The organism is Vibrio sp. AK197 (genome assembly GCF_053903115.1).
The window spans coordinates 662,140-685,912 of sequence record NZ_CP096430.1; the positions used below are offsets into that span (position 1 = coordinate 662,140).

20 protein-coding genes and 1 other RNA gene are annotated in these 23,773 nt (G+C 43.4%); 7 read left to right on the forward strand and 14 right to left on the reverse strand.

Annotated features, from left to right (window positions below; translation table 11 throughout):
- Nucleotides 1-142: 142 nt before the first annotated feature.
- Together M1D72_RS10145 and M1D72_RS10150 are read left to right on the forward strand one after the other, a co-directional pair.
- Nucleotides 143-2,254, forward strand: coding sequence for a TonB-dependent siderophore receptor (locus tag M1D72_RS10145; protein ID WP_456296804.1), 2,112 nt, complete (start codon nucleotides 143-145; stop codon nucleotides 2,252-2,254).
- Between the two features lie 226 nt (nucleotides 2,255-2,480).
- Entirely contained in the window at nucleotides 2,481-3,398 is a 918-nt protein-coding gene (locus M1D72_RS10150) for an iron-siderophore ABC transporter substrate-binding protein (protein WP_456296805.1), read from the forward strand.
- A gap of 28 nt (nucleotides 3,399-3,426) precedes the next feature.
- Here M1D72_RS10150 and M1D72_RS10155 read toward each other — a convergent pair whose 3' ends face one another.
- The 11 genes from M1D72_RS10155 to smpB form a co-directional block, all read right to left on the reverse strand.
- The gene (locus M1D72_RS10155) at nucleotides 3,427-3,765 is read right to left on the reverse strand and encodes a DUF5329 family protein (protein WP_390191297.1); all 339 of its coding nucleotides are present in this window, start codon (nucleotides 3,763-3,765) and stop codon (nucleotides 3,427-3,429) included.
- The gene (locus M1D72_RS10160; RefSeq protein WP_456296806.1) at nucleotides 3,762-4,817 is read right to left on the reverse strand and encodes an MBL fold metallo-hydrolase; all 1,056 of its coding nucleotides are present in this window, start codon (nucleotides 4,815-4,817) and stop codon (nucleotides 3,762-3,764) included. Before M1D72_RS10160 ends, M1D72_RS10155 begins: the two co-directional genes overlap by 4 nt.
- Nucleotides 4,818-4,848: 31 nt before the next feature.
- Nucleotides 4,849-5,205, reverse strand: coding sequence for a cyclophilin-like fold protein (locus M1D72_RS10165; RefSeq protein ID WP_456296807.1), 357 nt, complete (start codon nucleotides 5,203-5,205; stop codon nucleotides 4,849-4,851).
- A gap of 228 nt (nucleotides 5,206-5,433) precedes the next feature.
- Complete coding sequence (locus M1D72_RS10170) at nucleotides 5,434-6,930, reverse strand: alpha/beta hydrolase fold domain-containing protein (protein WP_456296808.1); 1,497 nt, start codon at nucleotides 6,928-6,930, stop codon at nucleotides 5,434-5,436.
- Nucleotides 6,931-7,194: 264 nt separating this feature from the next.
- On the reverse strand, nucleotides 7,195-8,499 hold the full coding sequence (gene wcaK, locus M1D72_RS10175) for a colanic acid biosynthesis pyruvyl transferase WcaK (RefSeq protein ID WP_456296809.1): 1,305 nt from the start codon (nucleotides 8,497-8,499) through the stop codon (nucleotides 7,195-7,197).
- Between the two features lie 154 nt (nucleotides 8,500-8,653).
- Nucleotides 8,654-9,505 carry a glycosyltransferase family 2 protein gene (locus tag M1D72_RS10180; RefSeq protein ID WP_390191290.1) on the reverse strand — a complete coding sequence of 284 codons (852 nt, stop codon included), beginning with the start codon at nucleotides 9,503-9,505 and terminating at the stop codon, nucleotides 8,654-8,656.
- A 37-nt stretch (nucleotides 9,506-9,542) separates the two neighbouring features.
- Nucleotides 9,543-10,775, reverse strand: a complete 1,233-nt coding sequence (locus M1D72_RS10185) for a glycosyltransferase (protein ID WP_456296810.1) — start codon at nucleotides 10,773-10,775, stop codon at nucleotides 9,543-9,545.
- 16 nt (nucleotides 10,776-10,791) lie between these two features.
- A complete protein-coding gene (locus M1D72_RS10190) occupies nucleotides 10,792-12,243 on the reverse strand; it encodes an oligosaccharide flippase family protein (protein ID WP_456296811.1) in 1,452 nt (483 codons plus the stop codon).
- 803 nt (nucleotides 12,244-13,046) lie between these two features.
- A complete protein-coding gene (locus M1D72_RS10195) occupies nucleotides 13,047-13,814 on the reverse strand; it encodes a glucose 1-dehydrogenase (RefSeq protein ID WP_390191283.1) in 768 nt (255 codons plus the stop codon).
- 498 nt (nucleotides 13,815-14,312) lie between these two features.
- Nucleotides 14,313-14,679: a transfer-messenger RNA gene (gene ssrA, locus M1D72_RS10200) on the reverse strand.
- A 67-nt stretch (nucleotides 14,680-14,746) separates the two neighbouring features.
- Nucleotides 14,747-15,232, reverse strand: a complete 486-nt coding sequence (gene smpB / locus M1D72_RS10205; RefSeq protein WP_390191273.1) for an SsrA-binding protein SmpB — start codon at nucleotides 15,230-15,232, stop codon at nucleotides 14,747-14,749.
- A 117-nt stretch (nucleotides 15,233-15,349) separates the two neighbouring features.
- On the opposite strand from smpB, the gene M1D72_RS10210 reads away from it, so the two are divergent.
- Together M1D72_RS10210 and M1D72_RS10215 are read left to right on the forward strand one after the other, a co-directional pair.
- Entirely contained in the window at nucleotides 15,350-15,808 is a 459-nt protein-coding gene (locus M1D72_RS10210; RefSeq protein WP_456296812.1) for an SRPBCC family protein, read from the forward strand.
- Nucleotides 15,805-16,167: an RnfH family protein gene (locus M1D72_RS10215; RefSeq protein WP_390191269.1), complete on the forward strand. Its 363-nt coding sequence runs from the start codon at nucleotides 15,805-15,807 to the stop codon at nucleotides 16,165-16,167. Before M1D72_RS10210 ends, M1D72_RS10215 begins: the two co-directional genes overlap by 4 nt.
- Before the next feature lie 84 nt (nucleotides 16,168-16,251).
- On the opposite strand, the gene bamE is transcribed toward M1D72_RS10215, so the two are convergent.
- The 3 genes from bamE to nadK form a co-directional block, all read right to left on the reverse strand.
- Entirely contained in the window at nucleotides 16,252-16,611 is a 360-nt protein-coding gene (bamE, locus tag M1D72_RS10220) for an outer membrane protein assembly factor BamE (protein ID WP_390191267.1), read from the reverse strand.
- A 145-nt stretch (nucleotides 16,612-16,756) separates the two neighbouring features.
- Nucleotides 16,757-18,421, reverse strand: a complete 1,665-nt coding sequence (recN, locus tag M1D72_RS10225; protein ID WP_456296813.1) for a DNA repair protein RecN — start codon at nucleotides 18,419-18,421, stop codon at nucleotides 16,757-16,759.
- Nucleotides 18,422-18,533: 112 nt separating this feature from the next.
- Nucleotides 18,534-19,418 carry an NAD(+) kinase gene (nadK, locus tag M1D72_RS10230; protein WP_456296814.1) on the reverse strand — a complete coding sequence of 295 codons (885 nt, stop codon included), beginning with the start codon at nucleotides 19,416-19,418 and terminating at the stop codon, nucleotides 18,534-18,536.
- A 143-nt stretch (nucleotides 19,419-19,561) separates the two neighbouring features.
- Here nadK and grpE point away from each other — a divergent pair, with 143 nt between their 5' ends.
- The 3 genes from grpE to dnaJ all read left to right on the forward strand — a co-directional run bounded on the left by grpE (nucleotide 19,562) and on the right by dnaJ (nucleotide 23,737).
- The gene (grpE, locus tag M1D72_RS10235; protein WP_390191263.1) at nucleotides 19,562-20,167 is read left to right on the forward strand and encodes a nucleotide exchange factor GrpE; all 606 of its coding nucleotides are present in this window, start codon (nucleotides 19,562-19,564) and stop codon (nucleotides 20,165-20,167) included.
- Nucleotides 20,168-20,448: 281 nt separating this feature from the next.
- Nucleotides 20,449-22,365, forward strand: coding sequence for a molecular chaperone DnaK (gene dnaK, locus M1D72_RS10240; protein WP_390191260.1), 1,917 nt, complete (start codon nucleotides 20,449-20,451; stop codon nucleotides 22,363-22,365).
- Nucleotides 22,366-22,588: 223 nt separating this feature from the next.
- Nucleotides 22,589-23,737: a molecular chaperone DnaJ gene (gene dnaJ, locus M1D72_RS10245; protein WP_456296815.1), complete on the forward strand. Its 1,149-nt coding sequence runs from the start codon at nucleotides 22,589-22,591 to the stop codon at nucleotides 23,735-23,737.
- The last annotated feature ends 36 nt before the right edge of the window (nucleotides 23,738-23,773 follow it).

The following is a 23,773-nucleotide window of genomic DNA, read 5'->3' on the forward strand; positions in this document are numbered from 1 at the left end:
TATTTCGCAGCATGATCTAGGTTAAAAGAACGATGGTTTCTCGCTTTTTTATCTATGATTTAATATTTTGTACGGTAAAATCAACCTCGATACAATTAGAAATAATAATAATTACCAATTCTATTTCGAGGAGTTCATGACTATGCAGGGTCAAACCACGTTCGTTCCCTTTTTTAACACTTCACGTCTTGGCGTATTGATACGTCAAGCCTTGCGACTTAGCTTTATACCTGTTGCTTTATTCACTACTCATAATGCTGTTGCCGCTGATGAGCCGCAGGAGACCGTGGTGGTCACTGCGTCAGCGTTAAAAGTGGAAACGCCTTTAAAGGAGACACCGCGCGCGGTCTCTTTAATTGACCAAGAAGCATTGAAAGTCAAACAGCCAAGTAAACTTGATGAAGCCTTGCGTTATCAGCCGGGGGTAGTGACTCAGCCTTACGGCTCTGATAACGATACGGACTGGTTTAAAATTCGAAGTTTTGATGCAGCAATGTATCTAGATAATAACCGTTTATACGAAACAGGGTATTACGTCTGGACGTTGGAGCCATATGGTTTGCAAAGTGTTGAAGTACTCAAAGGGCCAGCGGCCATTTTATATGGTGAAGCGCCTCCAGGCGGGGTGGTTAATGCGGTTTCTAAGCGTCCGGATGATATCGAATTTGGTGAAGCGCAATTGAAGTTGGGTAACCGGCAGCAGCGCGAGTTGGGCATTGACATTAATCGTTATGTCAATGAAGACGGCGATATGCGCTTTCGGTTTGTTGGCTTGATTGGGGAGCGAGATGGCACTCTCGATCATACTGATAACCAAAGAATTTATCTTGCTCCAAGTTTGACTATCGATTTTTCGCAAGACACCACACTGACATTGCTTGCTTCCTACAAGCAGGATGACGGCACGCCGACCAACCCATTCAAGCCCGCTTACGGTACGCTCATTGATACGCCAAATGGCAAGATTGACCCAAGTACGAACCTAGGTGAGCCAGACTACGACAAAAATGAAAACACTCAGTTTTCATTAGCCTATGAGCTTGAGCATCACATTAATGATACTTGGACCTTTAAGCAAAACACCCGTTATGCCTACACAGACCTGTTGCTGCGCAGTACGTATGCCTTTGGCAGTGAAACTTCCACAGATGTCAGCCGCGGAATCATTTTCCGTGACGGGAAAACCCACTCATTAAGCAGCGATAATAACCTTATCGCCAAGTGGGACACCGCTGGTACAGAGAATGTCACGCTATTTGGCATTGAATTACAAGGCTTTAAAAATGACAGCAAAGAAGCGGATGATTGGGGGATTGCTTATGGTGGTACGACTGGTGGAATCGATGCGCTGAATCCAGTCTACGGTAATTACACTCCGATTGATGACCGCGCGACCAAGGTCGATATTAAGAAAACCTTGGCAGGTTTCTACGCTCAGCATCAAGTGACTTTAGACGAGCAATGGGTAGCCAAGTTCGGTGGACGTTACGATATTGTTCGTTTGGAAAATGACACCGTGTCAGCAAGCCAAGATATACACAATGATGAGTTCTCTTTCTCTGGTGGTTTGATGTACGTTGCGCAAAATGGGTTATCACCCTACATCAGCTATGACGAGTCTTTCGAGGTTTTAACTTCTGTCGATGAAAACGGTGAAGCTTACAAACCATTGAAAGGTAAACAGACTGAAGTGGGGGTAAAATATGAACCGGAGTTTGTGAACGGTTACGTGAACTTAGCATGGTTTGATATTACTCAGAAAAACGGCCTGGTGACGACCGGCGGTGCGTATACAACGCAAAGTGGTGAGTTGACATCACAAGGTATTGAAGTCGAGACCAAAATCCAGGCGACCGATGATTTGATGCTCACGGCAAACTATACCTATACCGATGCAAAAACCGACATGACAGCAGACGCAGATCCGACACGCACTCCAATGATCCCACGTCATATGGCTTCTGCGTGGTTAGAGTATGACTTGAGTCATCTCGGTTTGACGGGCTTTGTCGTCGGTGCGGGGTCACGCTATATGGGAACAACGACAGGCCACAACTCAGCAGGCAATGACACACTGCATGTACCAAGTGTGACTTTGTTTGATGCCATGGCACGTTATGACATTAACCAAAAATGGCGAGCTCAACTCAATATCAATAACTTAACGGATAAAGAATACGTTTCAGCGTGTGATTATTACTGTTACTACGGTGAAGAGATGAGCGCGACAGCCACCATTAACTACATGTGGTAGAACAATAAACATGGGCGTATCCTTGCGATGCGCCCTTTTTTTATTTAATTTATCAGATGGTTAGTTTCGATGGCTCACGATGTCAATGCATGCTTATGGCGGTTCTTGATACGGGGCTTTCATCAATAAGACGTTGAGTATCGCGCTGTTGATGTAATAGAAACACGCGTTTTTTGGCAGAGCGGGAGACTCCCATACTGCATTAATTTTTTAAGGATGAACTTTTATGTCGTTATGTCTTCGCGCACTTGCCCTTGTCAGTGTGGCATTTGCTGGCACGTTAATGGCTGCTCCGATCACCGTTCATGACAGCCGTGGTGAGCATCAATTGGATGGTGTGCCACAGCGAGCAGTGGTGCTCAATTGGGATTTGGTTGAGCAAGTATTAGAACTTGGTGTCACCCCCATCGCAGCCCCAAATATAGAAGGTTACAACACTTGGGTTGTACAACCTTCGGTACCAAAAGGTGTGGAAGATATTGGCACTCGCGCTGAGCCCAATCTTGAGAAAATTGCTGAGTTAAAGCCGGATGTGATTATTACAGCAGTGACGCAAAAAGATTTGCTTCCGCAACTTGAACGCATTGCTCCGGTATTGTATTACCAAAACTTTGAGCAGAGCGATCAGCAAGCCGAAGAGGCGATAAAGCAATTTAAACAGCTTGCACAAGTGTTTGATAAAGAAGAGGTCGCGAAGAAAAAATTGGATAATATGACTCAGCGTTTTGCACAAATGCATCAGCAGTTGGTTGATGCATTTGGTGAGCCGTTACCCAAAGTCTTGCCATTACGATTTGCTAATGAGACCTCCGCTTTTCTGTTTACCGAAAACTCTACCACCATGTATGCGATGTCTCAGTTAGGTCTGGAGAGTCCATTACCTCTACCTGCGGCTAAGTGGGGAATCAGTCAGCAACGCATCACCGAGCTGCAAAATATCAAAGACGGATACGTTATGTATATTTTGCCTTTTGCACAGGAGAAGAAATTGAATTCTTCCATCTTATGGAAAGCGATGCCATTCGTGAGAAATGGGCATGTGAATGCAATGTCTGCGGTATGGAGCTACGGTGGGGCGATGTCGATTCTCTACAACGGCGAAGCCATCACTCAAAGCTTACTTGAAATGAAAGCCGATAAATAAGAAGAGGGAAGCTTAATGCTTCCCTTTTTTAGCTTTTGCTACGGATGATTTGAAGTTGCTCGGTTAACCATTGCTCACTTGTCGTGGTCGTATCTTGGCACTTCACATGGTATTGATTGCCCAATAACCAACTGCCACTTGCGACCTCTTTAATAAAGGTTTCACTGCTATCGACCTCGTCTTTGGCGTAATCCCATTTGTCTTTTAAATGCTCAGCGGCTCGCTTACCGCTGTACCAAGTGCCACTCCGTTCAAATTGGCAATCAGAGTGGCGAAGTGTATCCAGCATGGTCTCAATTTCTTGTTTCGTGGAGGCCACACATACTGTGCTGACAAGCAGTAGTCCCAAACACAAGATTCGTTTCATTGTGACCACCATTTCTCTTCTGCCCACGGTTCACCAATTTGGTACCGTTCGCCAAATTCTGGAGTGACAACTTCAACCCCCTTCTTCTGACCAATCTCAACCACTTTCTCTAATGGTTCATACCAAGGATGGTCGGCCAGTTGAAATGTGCTGTTGTGAACGGGAAGCATGACTTGGCTTTTCAAATCAAGGCTGGCTTGAACGACTTGCTCTGGAAACATGTGAATATCCGCCCAGCCATGGTTGTACTGCCCATCCTCAAGGAGAGCGACATCGATGGGCCCATATTGCTCCCCAATTTTTTTGAATACATCGTAGTAGCCAGTATCGCCGCTATAGTAGACTTTACGGGTCGCAGAAAGCATTAACCAGCCTCCCCATAGAGTCTCATTTCTATCACCCAGCCCACGTCCTGAGTAATGCTGGGCTGGCGTAAAGACGAATTTAGTCGCACCAACTTGTGTTGTTTCCCACCAGTTAAGAGCCTGAATCTTAGCCGCTGGCACTCCCCATTCTTCTAGTAATGGCGCTATTTGTTTCGGTACCAAGAAGTGTTTGACCTTGGGAGTCAGTTTGACAATCGATGCCTCATCAAGGTGATCAAAGTGGTTATGGCTTATCACGACGATATCAATGCTCGGAAGCTGATCGATGGTGATTGGGGTTGGATGAAAGCGTTTCGGCCCCATCCATTGCACGGGCGAAGCGCGTTCACTAAACATCGGATCGGTTAAAATCCATTGATTGCCAAGCTTGATGAGCATCGTCGAGTGACCTAGCCGATAAATCACATCAGCATCTTCATTGAGTAATTGCTGTTTGGTCATCGCCGTCATCGGCAGTGGTGAATCCGGTGTTAAGTCAGGCGTGTCAGACGTTAGCATATTCCAAAAACCACTTACAAAGGTGGTAAATCCTGGCTGGTAATCAATCTCCTGATTATGGAATTCTACTGAGCTATTGGCTTGACCTGTGCTACTGCAACCGACTAAAAGCAACAGGCTTAGGCTAAAGCAACGCACAAAGATAGGATGGATAGAGAGTTTTTTCATGTCAGTCAGTGTCACTCTAAGTGATTGGGGGCTATGCGAAATCGACAACAAAGGTGACTTGCTGTTCAAGGGCTTTGATGGCAGGTAAGTCTGCACTATCGATATGAGCGATAATCATCATTTGCTCATAGCTTTGCGACACCTCTTCTCCTTCAAATAAAACAGCAAACCAACCGCCCGCTAAGCTGATATCTCCATTTTTCCAGCCCGCTTGCATTTCACTTTCATCATAACGACCACTGCTCGCAGTGCAGCAATAATCGTAGGTTGAGCGATGCCCTGAAACGGTAAAAGGCAGGCGCGATTTAAAATCTTGGGCAGCGACCGTGTCGTTTAATGTTGCGGGAATTCGAATATCATTCACTTGAAGAAAGATCGGGGCTGGCATAAGAGCACTCCATCACCAAAGTCTAAAACCTTATGATTATGGAATGGTGAGTTTTTAGACAGACTGATTCCTACCAAATACTTGCCTAATCGTACATTTTAGGGCGTTGAAGTCTTTGATTTGGGAGCCAAGTTTTAAAAATGGTGTTCATTTTATCGTGTTTATTATCACTCTCTCCCACCAGGGAATTTAAGCGGGTGGGTCGAGAGTGATATGTGGTGAGCGCCGTTAATTGTTACTCGCGACGACCGCATCAAAAAAGGCGATCATGTCATCCAGCGCGGGTTTGCCAACGGTGTTAAAGGTCTCGCGAACCCCGGCTTCTGGTTTCCAATCAAAGTAAGCGTGGCCCACGCCAGGATATTCGACAAATTCAACCTGTTGACCCGCATCTTCAAGTGCCTGAGCGAATTGACGAACACCTTCTGGCCCAACGGTAGTGTCATCTGATCCGACTTGAAGATAAAACGGAGGTAACAGACGCTGGTTAGATGAAGGAATATTGCTTATGGGTTCAACGGCAGGATCCATATCGCCAACACCATCTGTTCGATTAAACGCACCATAGCTTGGTGCCACCGCGAGCAGTGAGTTGGAAATCTGCTGCTGGAGTTGATCCACACTCATACTGGATGGAATGTAGCTTGGCATAAAGTAGGATTGGCCGATTTCTCCAGTATAGCCTTGCGAACCGATGTAGGGAGTTAATAGCCCAGCACTCGCGCTAAGATGACCGCCAGCGCTGTCTCCAGTGATAATGACTTGAGAGGCGTCGCCGCCATACACAGCGGCGTTTTCCTGAATATGGGCAATTGCGCCGTAGACATCTTCGATCATGTCGGCATGAGTGGGTGCTGGCTCGTCAAGGTCAACCAACAGTCGATAGTCAATACTGGCGACCACATAACGACCACTTTCAGCGATATAACGCGCTTGGCCACGCATAATATCTTCAGAGTTTAAACTCCACCCTCCACCATGAACGATGACAACGATGGGTAAATCAACCGCCCCTGGTGGCGTGTAAACATCGTATTTAAGCGCTTTACTTCCTGGAGTGGCGTAGACGATATCCTCTGTGATTTGCAGGTCTTGCCATGTATCGTCAGGAATAAAACTCGCGCCAATGGTGTAGCTATCAAGGTCTCCGCCGTAGATTTTAAATCGCGCGTCTTGCTTGTCCGTTACGATGGTATGCGGTGAGGAGGTTGATTCGTCAAGATAGGCGCTCCAAGTACCAACGACCCAAATCATTTTATAGATAGAGTCAATCGCATAACCATTATCTGGCAGTGCAGTAATGGTGAACTGACTACCAAAAGGAACCACCGTGCCAGACTCGATCGGTGGATCGATGATGACTTGTCCGTGTTCGGCCTCTGAAAGATTAATCGTTACGCCTAACTCAAAATTAGCTTGAATGGATTGATCACCATCGATCTCTAAGGTTAGAGGGTTTTCGCTGGGGTGATCACCACTCCAACCAGTAAACACGTAGCCTTGCTCTGGCGTTGCCGTCAAGCTGACTTGCGTGCCTGCAGGGTAATTTGTTGCCTCAGGAGAGACGTTCACACTGCCATGCTCTGTCGCGTTTACGGTGAGCGTGTAGTGGGAATCATCATCGTCGCAAGCCGTAATCAGCAGTGTTAATAAAAAGGTAAAGAGAAGAGGGACGAGAGAATTTGTATATCGCCTCAAAACAAAATAAGCAGGATGGTAGGGCATAGTAAACTCCGTTTTGACGTTTATGCAGGTAATAGCTGTTGATGAAAAACAACGCCCAGCATAAGGCAGATATTAGGAGCAATACTTTTCTTCTCGGTGCGATTATTTAGCCCTAGGTAGCAATGGTGAAAAGTGTGAATAAAAGGAAGTTATCGATGAGATGAGTGATGAGATGTATAAAAAAACGGACATTCGAGGATGTCCGTTGTGAAAAGCTATATGCGTTTTAATCACGTTGTGGTCGTGGTATAGAGCCGAAAGGCACTAGACTTCCGAGACAGGATTCGAAACCACTGGGCTTGGGCGCTCAAGCTCTACACTCGAGACCTCAACTTTCGCTAACTCGCTTCGAATAACGCTCTTGCATCGTTCTATTTCGACACTCAACTTCTGGTTCATCGCTTCACGTTCCGACTCGATATTGGCAATTTTGTCCAAAACTCGGTTTTTGAAACTTTCAGTATCTAAGCTGTTGATGTCGATTGAGTAATCACCCATATCTATTTTATTCAGAATCCCTTGAGACTTATGCTCATAATAAACAGCAAAGGCTGGGGTACCAAAACGCATAGATAGAATAGCACTATGTAGACGAGTACCGATGGTTAACACACATTTAGACAACAGCGTGCCGAGTTCGATATCGGTTAACTCGTCCATGACCACAGAGTAATTTTCTGAGTCGTTCACTATTCTTCCCACGCGAAGGGCAGGAATACGATCATCTCGATGGTAGTTATCGAAACCCGTACATGTCGATAATGCGATGACATTATAGCCACTCTCAATGAGAGACTGGCATAAGTGTGCAACTTTCGCTTCATACTGTGCTTGGGATACGCCGAGTCGAACATCAAAAGGCGCAAGCTCTCGCATAGTAATCGCAACCGTTGGTTTGTCTTTAATATATCGGCGCTCTAAGTTTTCAATATCCGGATTGTATTTAGTTGGGTCAATTAACCATGCGGTATCACTGCCCAAAACATAATGGTTGGAGTTAACATTTACTTCGTCTAAATGTTCTTCACTAACCGATTCTCTCAGAATTAAAGAGTTCGCTTGCTTGAAGACTTTATTCGCGACCTTAGCAACGTTTGGATCTTTAAAAGGGCCTACGCTATGGCCAATAATAAGGAAGGGCTTTTCTTCACGAATCGCCACTGCTGCGGCTTCAAATTGCGCGACACCATATAAGTCTACAAAAAAAGAGCCCCCGACTTGAATAACCAAATCATAAGGTTGAATGAACTCAGCAAATTCCTTATAGGCTTTTGGAAGCAATTTAGGTGAAGTGATTTTTTTATCGAGATATTTAGGCAGGACAATTCGGTTAACAAGCCTTTTCTCGATTCGACCCCATATTGATGTATATTGCTTTCTGGCCAATGAGAGTGTGTCTTTAAAAACTTTATGGCCGAAAAAAAACTGCGCTCCATCAGTATATCGGGATGTTATATCAATATCGTATTCTTGAAATTCACTTTCCAAGAAATCGATTAGACCACGTAAAATTGCTGCGTCACCTCTGTTTGAGCAAGAGTGGTTGCCAACGATTAGTATTTTCTTCATATTGTTTAAACTCAATTTAAATTATAATTTATATTTATATGATAGCCGTGTCCATATGCTTGAACTTGGCCTGGGACCTTAATGAATCCTAACCTCGAAATATTGTTATTTTGGTAAGGGCTTTCTCATTTTAGGTTTATATAATGATACTTTATTATTTGAAACCCAGCTTATCTTGAATGCTGTTAGGCAATACTCTTTGTCTGAATGAAATAAAAGATCTTACTATTCTAAACGATGTTTCAGACGAAAGAACATCTTTATATTTTGATAATAATGATTGCAATGAAGTCTGGTAGTATTTTAATCCTTTTTCATATAAGAAATCATTTTTATTAAGCTCGACAACTAACCTTATTTTTTGATTTTTCTTAGATGGTTTAGTCGTTAAACTATTTTTTCGTTGCATGACGCAATAAATTGGCTTGTCAACAGAAGAGATTGACTTTGCGTAATAACCGGTTTTAACAGAAAACATGACATCATTAGAGGCCATAACTTGGTCAAAAGAGATATTGTTATCTTTAACGAGCTGGTGTCTGATTAATTTACCCCAAGGCGGGTAGTAACGATAGCGGATAGATTCATCACCAGTTTGTAAATGCTGATTGACTAAATCCAATAGGTAAGAGTTTCTATCTGAAATTTCACCCGTCTCTTCTACTAAACTCAAAGACTTAAAGTAAATGATATCATCATTACTTTGGGAAACGGCATCTAAGTAGTTGAAAGCTTCGTCAGTAAAAACATCATCTGAGTCTGCAAAAAGTAACCACTTACCTTTGGCAATTTTAAGTCCTAAATTACGGCATGTTCCCGCACTTTTTTGCTCAGTATTATTGTCTAAAAAAATACATTTAGACTTTATATTAGTCAGTTCATAAGTATCTGTACTTTTATCATCTACAACAATGACTTCAATATCATCTCGGTGAGGTATACTGTCAAGAAGCCTCTCAAGAGATTTAAAGTCATTAAAATGAGGTACAATTATCGAATACTTCATTGGAGACATATACCTTATAGTTATGCTTAAATTTATATCAAACTAAAACTAAATTTGAATAGTTGAAAATGTTTTTATTAAGAGTGATGTTATTAAATTCAGATTCACATTTTTCTCGCGCGTTTCTACGAATACTCTCAACCTTTTCCGGTGATAACTGACTAATTTTAATCAGTGTGTCTGAAAGTTCATTAATACTCGCTTCATTGACTAAGTAACCGGACACGTCATTTTCTATTAATTCAGGGATACCTGAGTGGTAAGTCGATAACGTAATTAGCCCTTTGGCCATTGCTTCCATGAGTGCCACGGGTACGCCTTCCATATCACCATCTTTTGCTTTTACACTAGGCAACAGGAATATGTCCGCTTCATCGAGTTTATCTTTAACGACTTTCTGAGGTTGTTTGCCTAATAGGTGAATAAACGAATTCGCGTTAGATTTTTCAATGAGATCTTTGGCTTCGTTGTATAGCTCACCATCACCGATGATTGTAAACTCGATAGGGATTTTTTTAGATGCAAGCAGAACGGCATTAATAGAGTCCAAGATCGCCTTTTTATCTGTAAGGCGTCCGACTTGAATAACTTTTAAAGGTGTTGATAATTCTGAATCAACGTCTCTTAGTGTAAAATCATTCACATCAATGCCCATACGATGTACGCGAATTTTTTCTGGTTTGCAGCCCATTTCGATAAGCTTATCTTTCCATAGATGACTGATAGGTAGCATCAAGTCACCTAATTCAAATAGCTTTTTGTAGTGAGGCTTATTTTCTTTGAGGGTACGATAACGGCTGAGTTCATATCCATGGAATATGGTTGATATTGGTCCACCGATGATCCCGATCTCTCTCATTTTACATACGTAGTAACCGTTAGTACCAAAATGGCAAATGATATTATCATATTGTCTTTTTGGAAGATTAAGGCTTGACCAATATAGTAAGTCTACTTTTTGGTCATTGGTGATCAGTGGATCACGAATAACACTTAATACGGTCCTAAATTTTCCTTGCAATATTAACTTAGTCGCATTCTTGGCTGTTAAAAGCAGACGCTTTAATTTGGGTGTGTCGGACACTTTTTTACATATAACACTATCCATCAAGTTATATTTTTCGACGGTATCATGCATCATGCTATCTCTTAGGACAGTACTCGTGATGACATCAACATCAGCGCCCAAATCAATTAAACCACTTATTTGGTTTATAACAAATGTCTGAGAGATATTTGGAAAGTTATTCGTATACACTGCAATTTTCATTTTTATCTTTCCGTTATTATCCTAGTTTCTTCTTTTTATTGATTAAACCCATTGGTGTAGGGACAGGTGCTGAGCTGTTATGAGTAACGTAATATCCCATGTAGTAGATACCTATCGATATAATTGATATTAGTGTTAAGTACACAAAATTACTGTGAATGAGTGATGCATATGAAACAAAATACTCAGATATGAAAATGGACCCGACGGATATAACGAGGAAAGTTATAATTGGGGTTATATACCAAGAGTATTTAAAATTAATAATACGTTTATAGAAAACCAGGAATACGACGTTTAGCAATAAAGTTTGAAGCACCGCACTGCCCCAAGCGAGATTGTAAGCTCCGTAGCGGGCAAGGACTGAGTACATCACACCAAATAGGCCCAGTACTGATAGGTTCCAATAAAAATCGATTTTGGTTTTGCCTAAACCTTGAGTCAGCGTTCCCACTAATGCACCACCCACAGAGCGTACGCCCCAGAAAATAGCTAATGGCACCATGAAATAAGCGACTTCTAGTTTTCCATCACCATACACAAAGGAGATCAGTTCTTCGTTCAACATACACATTATTGCGTATGGAAAAATCAAAACCGCAGAGACATAAGTGTGGGCTTTTCTTGCTATCTCGTTCATCTTGCCCATGTCTTTTTGCGATGAAGCGAACAGCGGCAAACTGATGCTTCTAGCAATAGGCAGTATAAACTCAGAAGGTTTGCGAGTAAGTTGTTTGGCTAGGTTGAATGCACCTAACTGGTTGCTGCTAATGTAGAAACCTAACAATAGCGTATCTAGGTTTAATATGAATTGGTTAATCAGTTGCGAGCCAATCTGATAAATACCATAACGCCAAGCTCCCTTTGCCTCTTCCATTGAAAACGAAAATTTAGGATACCAACTCTTGTCGGCGTAGCCCCAAATTAAAAAGCAACGAACAAAACTGGTAAATACAGAACCAAAGAATATGGATGCTGCGCCCATACCAAAATAAGCCGTTGATACTGTGAGTACAGTGCCGGCAAATCTGGAAATCATATCGAACTTTGCCAACAGGTTGAGCTTGAAATCACATACATATCGAGCTTGAAGCTGGGCGGATAACGAAAGGGGAACAAAGGTTAGAGCAGCAAAAGGCAGCAAAGATAATATCTCACTATTATCATACATATTTGCTACAAGTGGGGTAATGGCGCAAAGAAAGAGAAACAACAGCAATCCTGATGATGCACAAAACCAAAATACTGTGGAATTAAGAACGCTGGAAACCTTTTGCTTATGTACTAAATAGTTTGCCATGCCCAAATCAGCGAGGATCTGAGAAATATTGATAACAACCATGACAATAGCTACAACACCAAAGTCTGATAACTCTAGCAATCTAGCTAATATGGCAACTTGCCCCATAGATATAAAAAATATAAAGGCTTTTGACATTGTTTGCCATTTTAAAATATTACCTATCATTTAAGAGTGTTTCCTTGCAACGATATAATTTTTAGAATTGAAGTCAGAACTTTAGTAAGTGCAAAAATTATAGTTTTTTACTAAAAATCTATAATGCTCTAATAAAGAAGATATTTTGTTATTTCCTTATGCCAAGGCTACATTCTTTTTCGGTTTTCAAGTCATTCACTTGACTGAAAGGGCATGAACATATGATGCCCACCCACGCTGCCGCCCTAAGGTTTACCGCTCCCCTAAAGCGTTATCGTTTAGAAAATCTATCAACGAGTAAGTCATCTAAGTAACGACAGAATTAAAAATAAAATCATTTATTTCAGTCAGTTAAGAGTGTTTAAGTCAGAAGGATTAACTCTAAGGGTGACAACCGAATTCCCTTTGTACCACTTCCTTTAAGCACGATAAGATACCATAGTGAAAGGAAGTGTGATCTCCAACATGAGGCGAGTCTCGTTAATGAAACTTCTTTTTACTACATGGTCTTATACGAGATTTAATACCTTCATAATGCGAATAATCACGTCATGACAACGACGATCAGTTCTAGCACTAATATCGTATTAATAATGAGAATATTAATTAGAAAGTTGTGTGTGGAGGCAATGATTGAATCGATAGTTAAGAGAGTGAGAATTTAATTTTGATATGTCAGAAACGCGTTTTAATTCCGTAATAAAGCCGTGATAGAAGAAGTGAAACGACATTGTTTAGTGCAATGGGGAATGCTGGAGACGCGATAAATTCAAGGTATAAAATAAGCGAGGAAATTTCCTCGCTTATTCAGTCACGTTAATGGCCATTTGGCTTTAACGAGCGGTTGCTCCGCCGTCTACTGGGAGCGATACGCCTAAAACAAAAGATGCTGCATCGCTGCTTAGCCACAATACCGCTGCCGCAACTTCTTCACCTTTGCCGAGCCGGCTAATGGGCTGGATACCTTCAATGATGTCGTCGGTGAGAACGCCTTTCTCTTTCATGTCCGCGACCATAGGAGTGTCGATTGCGGCAGGGCAAACCGCATTTACACGAATTCCTCGCGTAGCATATTCGAGAGCTGCACTTTTTGTTAAGCCAACGACGCCGTGTTTAGAGGCGTGGTAGGAAGCAAGCTTCCCAAGCCCGACAAGGCCGCCAATAGACGCGCAGTTTACAATAGAGCCGTGACCTTGGTCGCGCATGTATTTTAGCTCGTGTTTCATGCTTGCCCAAACTCCACGAAGGTTTATCGCGTTGACGCGATCGAAATCTTCCGCTTGCTCATCTGCAGCATCGATAGCAGGAACTTGAATACCCGCGTTATTAAATGCCATATCCAAACCGCCGAACTGCTCAACAGTCTGCGCGACTAATGCGGCGACTTGTTCTTCTTTGGTGACGTCACAAACGAATCCCGCCGCTTTTCCTCCGGATTGGTTGATTTCGGTTACCGCGGCATCTAATGCTTGTTGGTTGACATCCGATAGCATTACTGAGGCGCCTGCTTTGGCGTACGCCTGCGCCGTTGAAAAGCCCATTCCAGATGCGGCCCCTGTTACTAAGGCTACCTTTCCAGAAAAATCATAAGAGACTGACATGTTACCTCCTCGAAGATGAAGAATATGATGGTGTTAAGACACAGAGAAGGTGCTTTGCACCGTGAATCGAGACTCCAATCGGATTCGACGAGATATCACTGTGTTAAAGCAGTTTGATAGCACCAACTCTTTGTTGGCTGAGTGTGAATGAAATGCTTGGCCAAATGAGAGTGTGATTGTGGCCATTTACACATCAGCTGGTCATCAGCAGGGTAGTGATATGTTGAGCATTTTAGTTCACCCAAATCTGATGGCATCCAGTGTATCGGTTATTGGCAAGGGTGTGATGTGGCTAAACTCCACAATGTTTGCTCGATTGTCTAAGCTATTTACGAAGGATGGATTTTTGATGAGCGCATCGCTAGCTTATTCGCTAGAACGTTTGATGATTTCAAAGCGATGATAGAGGCACTTTGCCAAAAATAAGTTGTAAGTTATTGATTTTAATTTGTTAAAGGCAAGAAAAAAGACGCTCTAGGACGTCTTTAAACTTAGAATTGGTGGAGCTGGCGGGAGTTGAACCCGCGTCCGGAAACCATTCATCTTCGGTACTACATGCTTAGTCGATCTTTAATTTCACCACCCGACTGCGAACCGACACGCGACCGAATGACTAACCTGAATTATATCTCACGCTTCATCCCTCAGGTGGGGGAATCCACGCCAGCTTGATTTGGTTTGACCTTCCTGAATCCCCGTCTTACAAGCGGAAGCTAGGGAGGAAGGGCTCTAAGCAGGTTATTAAGCTGCTAGTGCGTAGTTTTCGTCGTTTGCGACTATTTTTTTGCGGTTTGTTAACGAGGCCTACCGCACCTCGGCATGCACCTTAGACTGCAAAATTCCCGTCGAATCCTGAATCAGCCCCAAGGTATGGTGTGCATAGTAACAGATAAGTAGCGGCTGTCTAGCTCTATGCGTTTGATTGGTTAAGATTAACGCAGTGAACTTTTCATCACACGCGCTTTTTGACGTTGCCAATCTTTGTCTTTTAAATCAGTACGCTTATCGTGAAGTTTTTTACCTTTAGCCACACCAATTTTCAGCTTCGCCCAAGAGCGAGACCAATAAAGGGATAGAGCGGTTAAAGTCATGCCTTCACGGTTGATTCGACCAAATAGGTTATCGAGTTCACGACGCGAAAGTAGCAGTTTACGAACCCGTGTTGGCTCAGAAACCACATGGGTGGAGGCTTGAGTCAGTGGTGTAATTGTCATCCCACTGATAAAAGCCTCTCCGTCACGCATGAAAACATAGCTTTCAGCGATATTTGCTTTGCCTTGGCGAAGTGATTTGACTTCCCAGCCTTGTAACTCAAGGCCCGCTTCGTACTCATCTTCAATGAAGTACTCGTGGCGAGCTTTTTTGTTGAGTGCGATGGTATTGCTACCCGCTTTTTGTTTTGATTTTTTCTTTGCCATAATGGGAGCATTATACGGATCACAAGTGGGTTAGGAAATGCTTTTATTTGCGCAAAGCGTGAATAACAGTAAAATTAACCAAAGCTTGAGAATCAGGCTGTCGTTATAGGAGTTTGTATGAAGCAAGTCACTCGCTCTGCACTGGTCTCTTTTAGTGCTGAGCAGATGTATGACCTCGTCAATGATGTCGCAAAATATCCTGAGTTTTTGCCTGGGTGTTCCGGTTCGAGAGTACTAGAAAGCTCAGCGACTGCGATGGTGGCTTCTGTTGATGTCTCCAAAGCGGGGATTAGCAAAACGTTTACCACGTCCAATACGCTTATTCCTTGCGAAGCCATTTTAATGAATTTGGTCGATGGGCCATTCAAAAGCTTACAAGGTGGATGGTACTTTACGCCACTCGATGAGCAAGCATGTAAAGTTGAATTGAAATTAGAATTTGATTTTTCAAGCAAAATGATAGAAATGGCGTTTGGCAAAGTATTTAGTGAACTGACCAATAATATGGTGAACGCATTCACTCAGCGAGCAAAGCATGTCTATCAACCAGCAAATAAAACCGGTGTTCCTGCATGAGTATTGAATCAGATATGATCCATGTTGAAGTCGTCTATGCGCTTCCACAAGAGCAGCGAGTCTTTACGATGGTGGTGAACAAATCGATGACCGTAGAGGAAATTATATCTGAATCAGGTGTATTAGAACTCTATCCTGAGATAGATTTGTCCAAGAATAAGGTCGGTGTGTTTAGCCGGAATGTGAAGCTCGATGCAACGGTTCGCGACCATGATCGTATTGAAATTTATCGTCCTTTATTAGCTGATCCCAAAGAGATTCGTCGTAAGCGAGCTGAGCAGGCTAAACAAAAAGGAACTGCAGACCCTGTGACTGGCGGTAAACCGAATACCCAGCGCAAAAAAGAAGGCTCGTTGTAACAAGCCTTCTTTTTGTATAGCGAGTTTGAATAACAGAAAACGCGAATATTGTTGGCACACACATTGTGGTTGCGTATTAGCGGATTAATTCAAACCTTCAAAAAACTTATCACTGGCTTCAAAGTCGCCATTCAGGTTAACCAGTTGACCTTTATCATTAAAGTTCACCACTAAGTTTTTTTGAATGGAGTCATGGTGACCTTCGGTATGGTGGTAAATGTAGTACCAAGTGTCAGGGTAGCCATTTTCGATTAACATTGGCGAACCCATAACGTAACGCACCTGTTCCTTTGTCATGCCAAATTTGAGCTGATCAACAGCTTGCTGTTCAACATAGTTTCCTTGATTGATGTCGATACGATAAACCAGTTTCTCTGCCAAAGAGCAACCTGTCAGTATGGTCATCGCGAGCGGTAGGGCTACAAGCCACTTTTTCATTTGCATACTCAAATTCTACTACTGAGAAATCATAAAACTGCGGTGATGATAAACCAAGCGGGGCATGAAAGTAAAAACATGCCCAGCGATTGAATTGTTTCAGACCGTTATTTTTGAATTTGGTTGCAAAGTTAAGCGAATATTTCTGTGTTTACGCGGCGATTAATAGCTCTTTGGCATTGGCAAGCGTTGATTGGGTAATCTCACTTCCACCCAATAAGCGAGCGAGCTCAGAAATACGTTGCTCTTGGTCTAAACAGTGCATTTGTGTTTCGGTATGGCCTTTCTTGGTTTGTTTTGCCACAAACAGTTGTTGATGACCACAGCCTGCAACTTGAGGTAAATGAGTAACACACAATACCTGAGTTGATTCACCAAGTTGGCGAAGCATACGGCCAACAACGGCCGCTGTTGGTCCGCTGATCCCTACGTCTACTTCATCAAAAATCAGGCTTGGAGTATCGACTTTTTGTGCCGTAATTACTTGAATCGCCAATGAAATTCGTGACAATTCACCACCGGAAGCCACTTTTGAAATTGGCTGCAAGGGCTGGCCTGGGTTGGTTGAGACTAAGAAGCAGACGGAATCCATGCCGAGTGGTGATGGATGTTCGTTATTATTCATCACTTCAATAGAGAATTGTGCTTTCTCCATACTTAACTCATGCATACTCTTGGTGATCAGCTTATTCAGTTCTTTGGCATAGCGACTACGAGATTTATGCAGCTTCTCAGCGCTGACTAAAAAGGCTTGATACAGCGATTCTACTTCAGCTTCGATCGCTTCAATTCGCTCATCAGAGCAATCAAGTTGCTCTATTTCTTGTCGCAAATTTTGATGATGCTGATAAAGCTCCTCTGGCATAACACTATGTTTACGAGACACCGACATAACTTTGGAGAAGCGTTCTTCAACAAAGGCCATTCGTGCTGGGTCGACATCAATACTATCAAGGTAGCTGCGTAATTCATTGTTGGCTTCTTCAATCTGAATCATCGCTTCTGAAATTAGGTTTGGAAGCTCGCTCAGTGAGTTGTCCATTTCAGCAATTTGAATCATTGAATGGCTAGCGGTTTGCAAAATACCCAATGCGTTAACTTCTTCGCCTTCATAAAGCTGCTCAATGACCTGTTGGCAGGTTGCCGCCAGTTCACCGCTATTAGCGAGACGCTTATGTTCTTGTTCTAACTCAGTAAACTCTTCTTCGCCAATGTCTAACTCGTTAAGTTCTTTGATTTGATATTCGAGTAGCTGCTTTTGTGCGAGGTTTTGTTGGCTGTTTTCGCGCAGTTGTTTGAGCTGATTATCCGCTTGTCGCCACTTTTGGTACGCCTTACGAGTCGCTGTGGTCAGGTTGACGTGGCCTGCGTACTGGTCAAGCATCGACATTTGATGCTCACTTTTCATCAATTGATGATGGGCATGTTGTCCATGGATGTTGACCAGTAATTGCCCTAGTGATTTCAATTGAGATAAAGGCACTGGGCTACCATTAATGAACGCACGAGAACGGCCTTCTTTGGTGATAATACGGCGCAATATGCATTCGCTGCCATCAAGGAGATCGTTATCTTCCAGCCAGCGCGAGGCGTGAATATTATTGTCGAGCAAAAACGCGGCGCTAACCTCGGTTTTTTCCTCCCCAGGCCTCACCATACCAGCTTCTGCGCGGCCACCTAAACATAAGCCGAGAGCATCAATGGCGATCGATTTACCCGCACCAGTTTCCCCAGTGATGGTGGTCATTCCTTTAGCAAGTTCCAGTTGTAAGGATTTGACGATAGCGAAATTATTAACACTTAGATGAGCCAGCATTTTTGCACCTGTATAATTGAACAATACTGTATAAGAGAACAGTATATACTGTTTCTTTATACAGTAAAGATCTTGAAGTGCGTTTTTTTTGTTCAGTTGAAAAAATTTGGAACTAGAACAACTTACTTGACCAACCTAATTTATTTCGTAGGACGTGATAGTAGCTGTAATCTTGAGGGTGGATAAGACGCAGAACGTTAGGGCTTTGATAAATAAGCACTTCGTCCCCAGGAGAGACAGGTAAAGAGATTTGCCCATCGCAGCTTACTTCTTGTGTTCCTCGATTATCTGGTGAGACGATGAGTTTAATTTGGCGATTGCCATCGACCACGAGAGGACGAGAAGACAAGGTATGAGGAAACATAGGAACCAACGAAATGGCATTTAAACTTGGTGATAAAATAGGGCCACCACCAGAGAGAGAATAAGCAGTTGAACCGGTTGGAGTAGAGACGATTATTCCATCCGAGCGCTGAGAGAAAGCAAAGCTGTCATCAATATAAACTTCAAATTCAATCATGTGCGCGATTTTTCCTGGGTGGAGAACCGCTTCGTTGAGTGCCGAGTTATGACTTTTGATTTGCCCATGGCGATGCACTTCCGCTTCGAGTAAAAAGCGTTCTTCTTCGATATACTCACCCTGCAACACTTTTTGCAGCGCGGCTTGAAAGTCTTCAGGGTTGAGATCCGTAAGAAACCCTAGATTGCCACGATTAACCCCAATAACAGACACGTCAAAGCGCGATAGAACACGTGCGGCACCCAGCATATTTCCATCACCGCCCACCACGATCGCCAAATCGGCTTTTTGCCCAAGTTCAAGTAAGCTTGCAAAATGCTCGCGTGGAAGATCGACCAAAATATCGCTTAATCTATCATCAATAAAGACGGAATAACCTTCTTCTGAAAGCCAGCAGTAAAGCTCTTTATGGGTTTGAATTGCTTGCTGATCTCTTGGTTTCCCAATGATGGCGATCGTTTCAAAAGGTGTTTTCATAACTTTTCCACACGAAATAGGCTTGAATCGAGTTTCTTCATCCCCATAATAATGGCAAGTCACGTATTTATGCGAATTTTTATGTGTTTAATTCCGCTGGTCTGAGCGGCAAGCACCTTAACGTTGAATTCTCGGAGATATTCATGAGCAACGAAGAAAACAAACCGAACGAAGAAGAACTACAGCCAGAGAACGTTGAACAACAAGACGATGTCGATGCTGTGGGTATGGAAGCGGATATCGATTGGAACCAAGAATCAGAGCTAGATGACGCAGACAGCAAAATTGCTCAACTTGAAGCCGCGCTGTTGGCCAGCGAAGCGAAAGTGAAAGAGCAACAAGACTCGGTGCTTCGTGCTAAGGCGGAAGTTGAAAATATGCGTCGCCGCACCGAACAAGAGATTGATAAGGCGCGTAAATACGCACTGAACAAATTCTCTGAAGAGTTGTTGCCAGTTATTGATAACTTAGAGCGTGCGATTCAAGCGGCAGATGCTGAAAATGAAATTGTGAAGCCAATCCTCGAAGGGGTTGAGCTAACACATAAAACCTTCATTGATGTGGTGACGAAATTTGGTTTGAGCGAAATCAACCCTGAGGGGGAAGCGTTTAACCCAGAATTGCATCAAGCGATGTCAATTCAAGAAAGCCCTGATCATGAGCCGAATACGGTGATGTTTGTGATGCAAAAAGGCTATGAATTGAACGGCCGAGTGATTCGTCCTGCAATGGTTATGGTTTCAAAATAAATAGCCTACATTGTCAGTTGAAAAGGAGGCGAGAATCGCCTCCTTTTTCATGCAGTAAGCTGAACAAATTCAACATTTGTTCAAATAACGGCGGAAAAGAAGAAAAAGAACAACTTTTTTTGAATTCCCCCTTGAAAACATATTTGGCGCCCTTATCTAAGGTGCATAAGAGAAGCAAACATTAATGTTTTTGTTTGTGAGCAGGGTTGAATCCCAATTCTCCATCCCCACATAAGGGGATATAAACCAAACGAAAATAGAATTTATTCGGAGATAGCCTGATGGGTAAAATCATTGGTATTGACTTAGGTACTACTAACTCATGTGTTGCTGTATTAGACGGTGACAAGCCACGCGTTATTGAAAATGCGGAAGGCGAGCGTACAACAGCATCAGTAATTGCATATACAGATGGTGAGACGCTAGTAGGTCAGCCTGCAAAACGTCAAGCGGTAACTAACCCAACCAACACGCTATTTGCAATTAAGCGTTTAATCGGTCGTCGTTTTGAAGACGAAGAAGTACAACGTGATATCTCTATCATGCCGTACAAAATCGTTAAAGCAGACAACGGTGATGCTTGGGTTGAAGCTAAAGGCCAACAAATGGCGGCTCCTCAGGTTTCTGCTGAAGTACTGAAAAAAATGAAAAAAACCGCTGAGGATTTCCTTGGTGAAGAAGTAACAGGCGCTGTTATTACCGTTCCTGCTTACTTTAACGATGCACAGCGTCAAGCAACCAAAGATGCGGGTCGTATTGCGGGTCTTGAAGTGAAACGTATCATCAACGAGCCAACAGCAGCAGCGCTGGCTTACGGTCTAGACAAAAAAGGCGGTGATCGCACTATCGCTGTTTATGACCTTGGTGGTGGTACATTCGATATCTCTATTATCGAAATTGATGAAGTTGAAGGCGAGAAAACCTTCGAAGTTCTAGCAACCAACGGTGATACTCACCTAGGTGGTGAAGACTTTGATAACCGTCTAATCAACTACTTGGTTGATGAGTTCAAGAAAGAACAAGGCATCGATCTAAAAACAGACCCACTTGCGATGCAACGTGTGAAAGAAGCGGCTGAAAAAGCGAAAATCGAGCTTTCTTCTGCTTCTCAAACTGACGTTAACTTGCCATACGTGACTGCGGATGCAACTGGTCCTAAACACATGAACGTGAAAGTGACTCGTGCGAAACTAGAATCTCTAGTTGAAGACCTTGTTCAACGTTCACTTGAACCACTCAAAGTTGCTCTGGCTGATGCGGATCTTTCTGTTGGTGATATCACTGACGTAATCCTTGTTGGTGGTCAAACTCGTATGCCTATGGTTCAAGCTAAGGTTGCTGAGTTCTTTGGTAAAGACGCACGTAAAGACGTGAACCCTGATGAAGCGGTTGCTATCGGCGCTGCAATTCAAGGCGGTGTTCTTGCGGGTGATGTGAAAGACGTTCTTCTTCTTGACGTAACGCCACTGTCATTTGGTATCGAAACCATGGGCGGTGTGATGACCAAGCTTATCGAGAAGAACACCACTATTCCGACTAAAGCGAACCAAGTGTTCTCAACCGCGGAAGATAACCAAAGTGCAGTAACCATTCACGTACTGCAAGGTGAGCGTAAGCAAGCGACTTACAACAAATCTCTAGGTCAATTTAACCTAGAAGGTATTCAGCCTGCACCACGTGGTATGCCGCAAATCGAAGTAACGTTCGACTTGGATGCCGATGGTATTCTGAATGTTTCCGCGAAAGACAAAAACACCGGTAAAGAGCAGAAGATTACGATCCAAGCTTCTGGTGGTCTAAGCGACGAAGAAATCGAGAAAATGGTTCAAGAAGCAGAAGCTAACAAAGAAGCGGACAAAAAGTTCGAAGAGCTAGCAACTGCACGTAACCAAGCTGACCAAATGATTCACGGCACTCGTAAGCAGATGGAAGAAGCGGGTGACGCTCTACCAGCTGATGAGAAAGAGAAAATTGATGCTGCAATCTCTGAGCTAGAAACAGCACGCAATGGCGACGACAAAGAAGCGATTGATGCGAAAACTCAAGCTCTGATGGCTGCGGCTCAAAAGCTGATGGAAATTGCTCAGCAGCAAGCTCAACAAGCTCAGGGTGCTGAAGGTGCTCAACAACAATCTTCACCAGAAGACGACGTTGTTGATGCTGAGTTTGAAGAAGTAAAAGAAGACGGCAAAAAATAATTTTTGAGTCGTTACGCTTGATTTCGTAACGGAAGTGCTCACGAATTCATATAGCGTGCATTTTCTGGAACAATTGAAAGCATTTGCGCGGGCGTTTGGGGAAACTCTTACGCCCGCCTATGTGTCAAGCGTGTCCGTATAGCTAAAGTTTTTGCTTTAGCTATATCGATATAACCACCAAGCGGCAATGGGCCGTTTGCAGTAACATTTGGTGACGAGCAACATGTCAAAACGTGATTTTTACGAAGTATTAGGTGTCGGCCGTGATGCCGCAGAGCGCGATATTAAAAAGGCTTATAAACGCCTTGCTATGAAATATCATCCGGACCGTAATCCAGATGACGCAGGCGCGGCTGACAAATTTAAAGAAGTAAAAGAAGCGTATGAAGTACTGACCGACCCTCAAAAGAGAGCGGCTTATGATCAGTACGGTCATGCTGCCTTTGAACAAGGTGGCGGCGGCTTCGGTGGCGGTGGCGGCTTTGGCGGCGGCGGTGCTGACTTCGGTGATATTTTTGGTGATATGTTTGGCGATATCTTCGGCGGTGGCCGTCGTGGTGGTGGCCAAGCGCGTGCCCAACGTGGCGCAGACTTGCGCTACAACATGGAATTAACGCTTGAAGAAGCGGTACGTGGCGTATCAAAAGAGATTGAAGTACCAACGCTTGTGCACTGTGATACGTGTAATGGTAGCGGTGCGAAGAAAGGTTCATCTCCACAAACGTGTTCGACCTGTCATGGGCATGGCCAAGTACAGATGCGTCAAGGCTTCTTTGCGGTACAGCAAACCTGTCCAACCTGTCACGGTAAGGGCCAGATCATTAAAGATCCATGTGATGATTGTCATGGTCATGGCCGTAAACAGAAGAGCAAAACGCTGAATGTTAAAATTCCTGCAGGTGTTGATACGGGTGACCGTATTCGTCTTTCTGGCGAAGGTGAAGCGGGCGAAATGGGCGCACCCGCAGGTGACTTGTATGTGCAAGTTCACGTAAAAGATCACCATATTTTTGAACGTGACGGTAACAACTTACATTGCGAAGTACCGGTTAGCTTTACTATGGCAGCGCTGGGTGGGGAAGTTGAAGTGCCAACCTTAGATGGCCGAGTGAACCTCAAAGTACCTGCAGAAACTCAGACGGGACGCATGTTCCGCATGCGTGGTAAAGGTGTGAAAGGCGTACGTGGCGGCGTGGGTGACTTAATTGTTAAATTGGCAGTAGAAACCCCAGTCAACTTGAGTTCACGCCAAAAAGAGCTATTACGAGAGTTTGAAGAGTCTTGTGGTGGTGATGCCGCGACCAAGCATAAGCCGAAGTCTGAAGGCTTCTTTGAAGGCGTTAAGAAGTTTTTTGATGACCTAACTAGTTAGTCTAATTCGTATTTTAAATAGAAAAGAGGTCCTTAC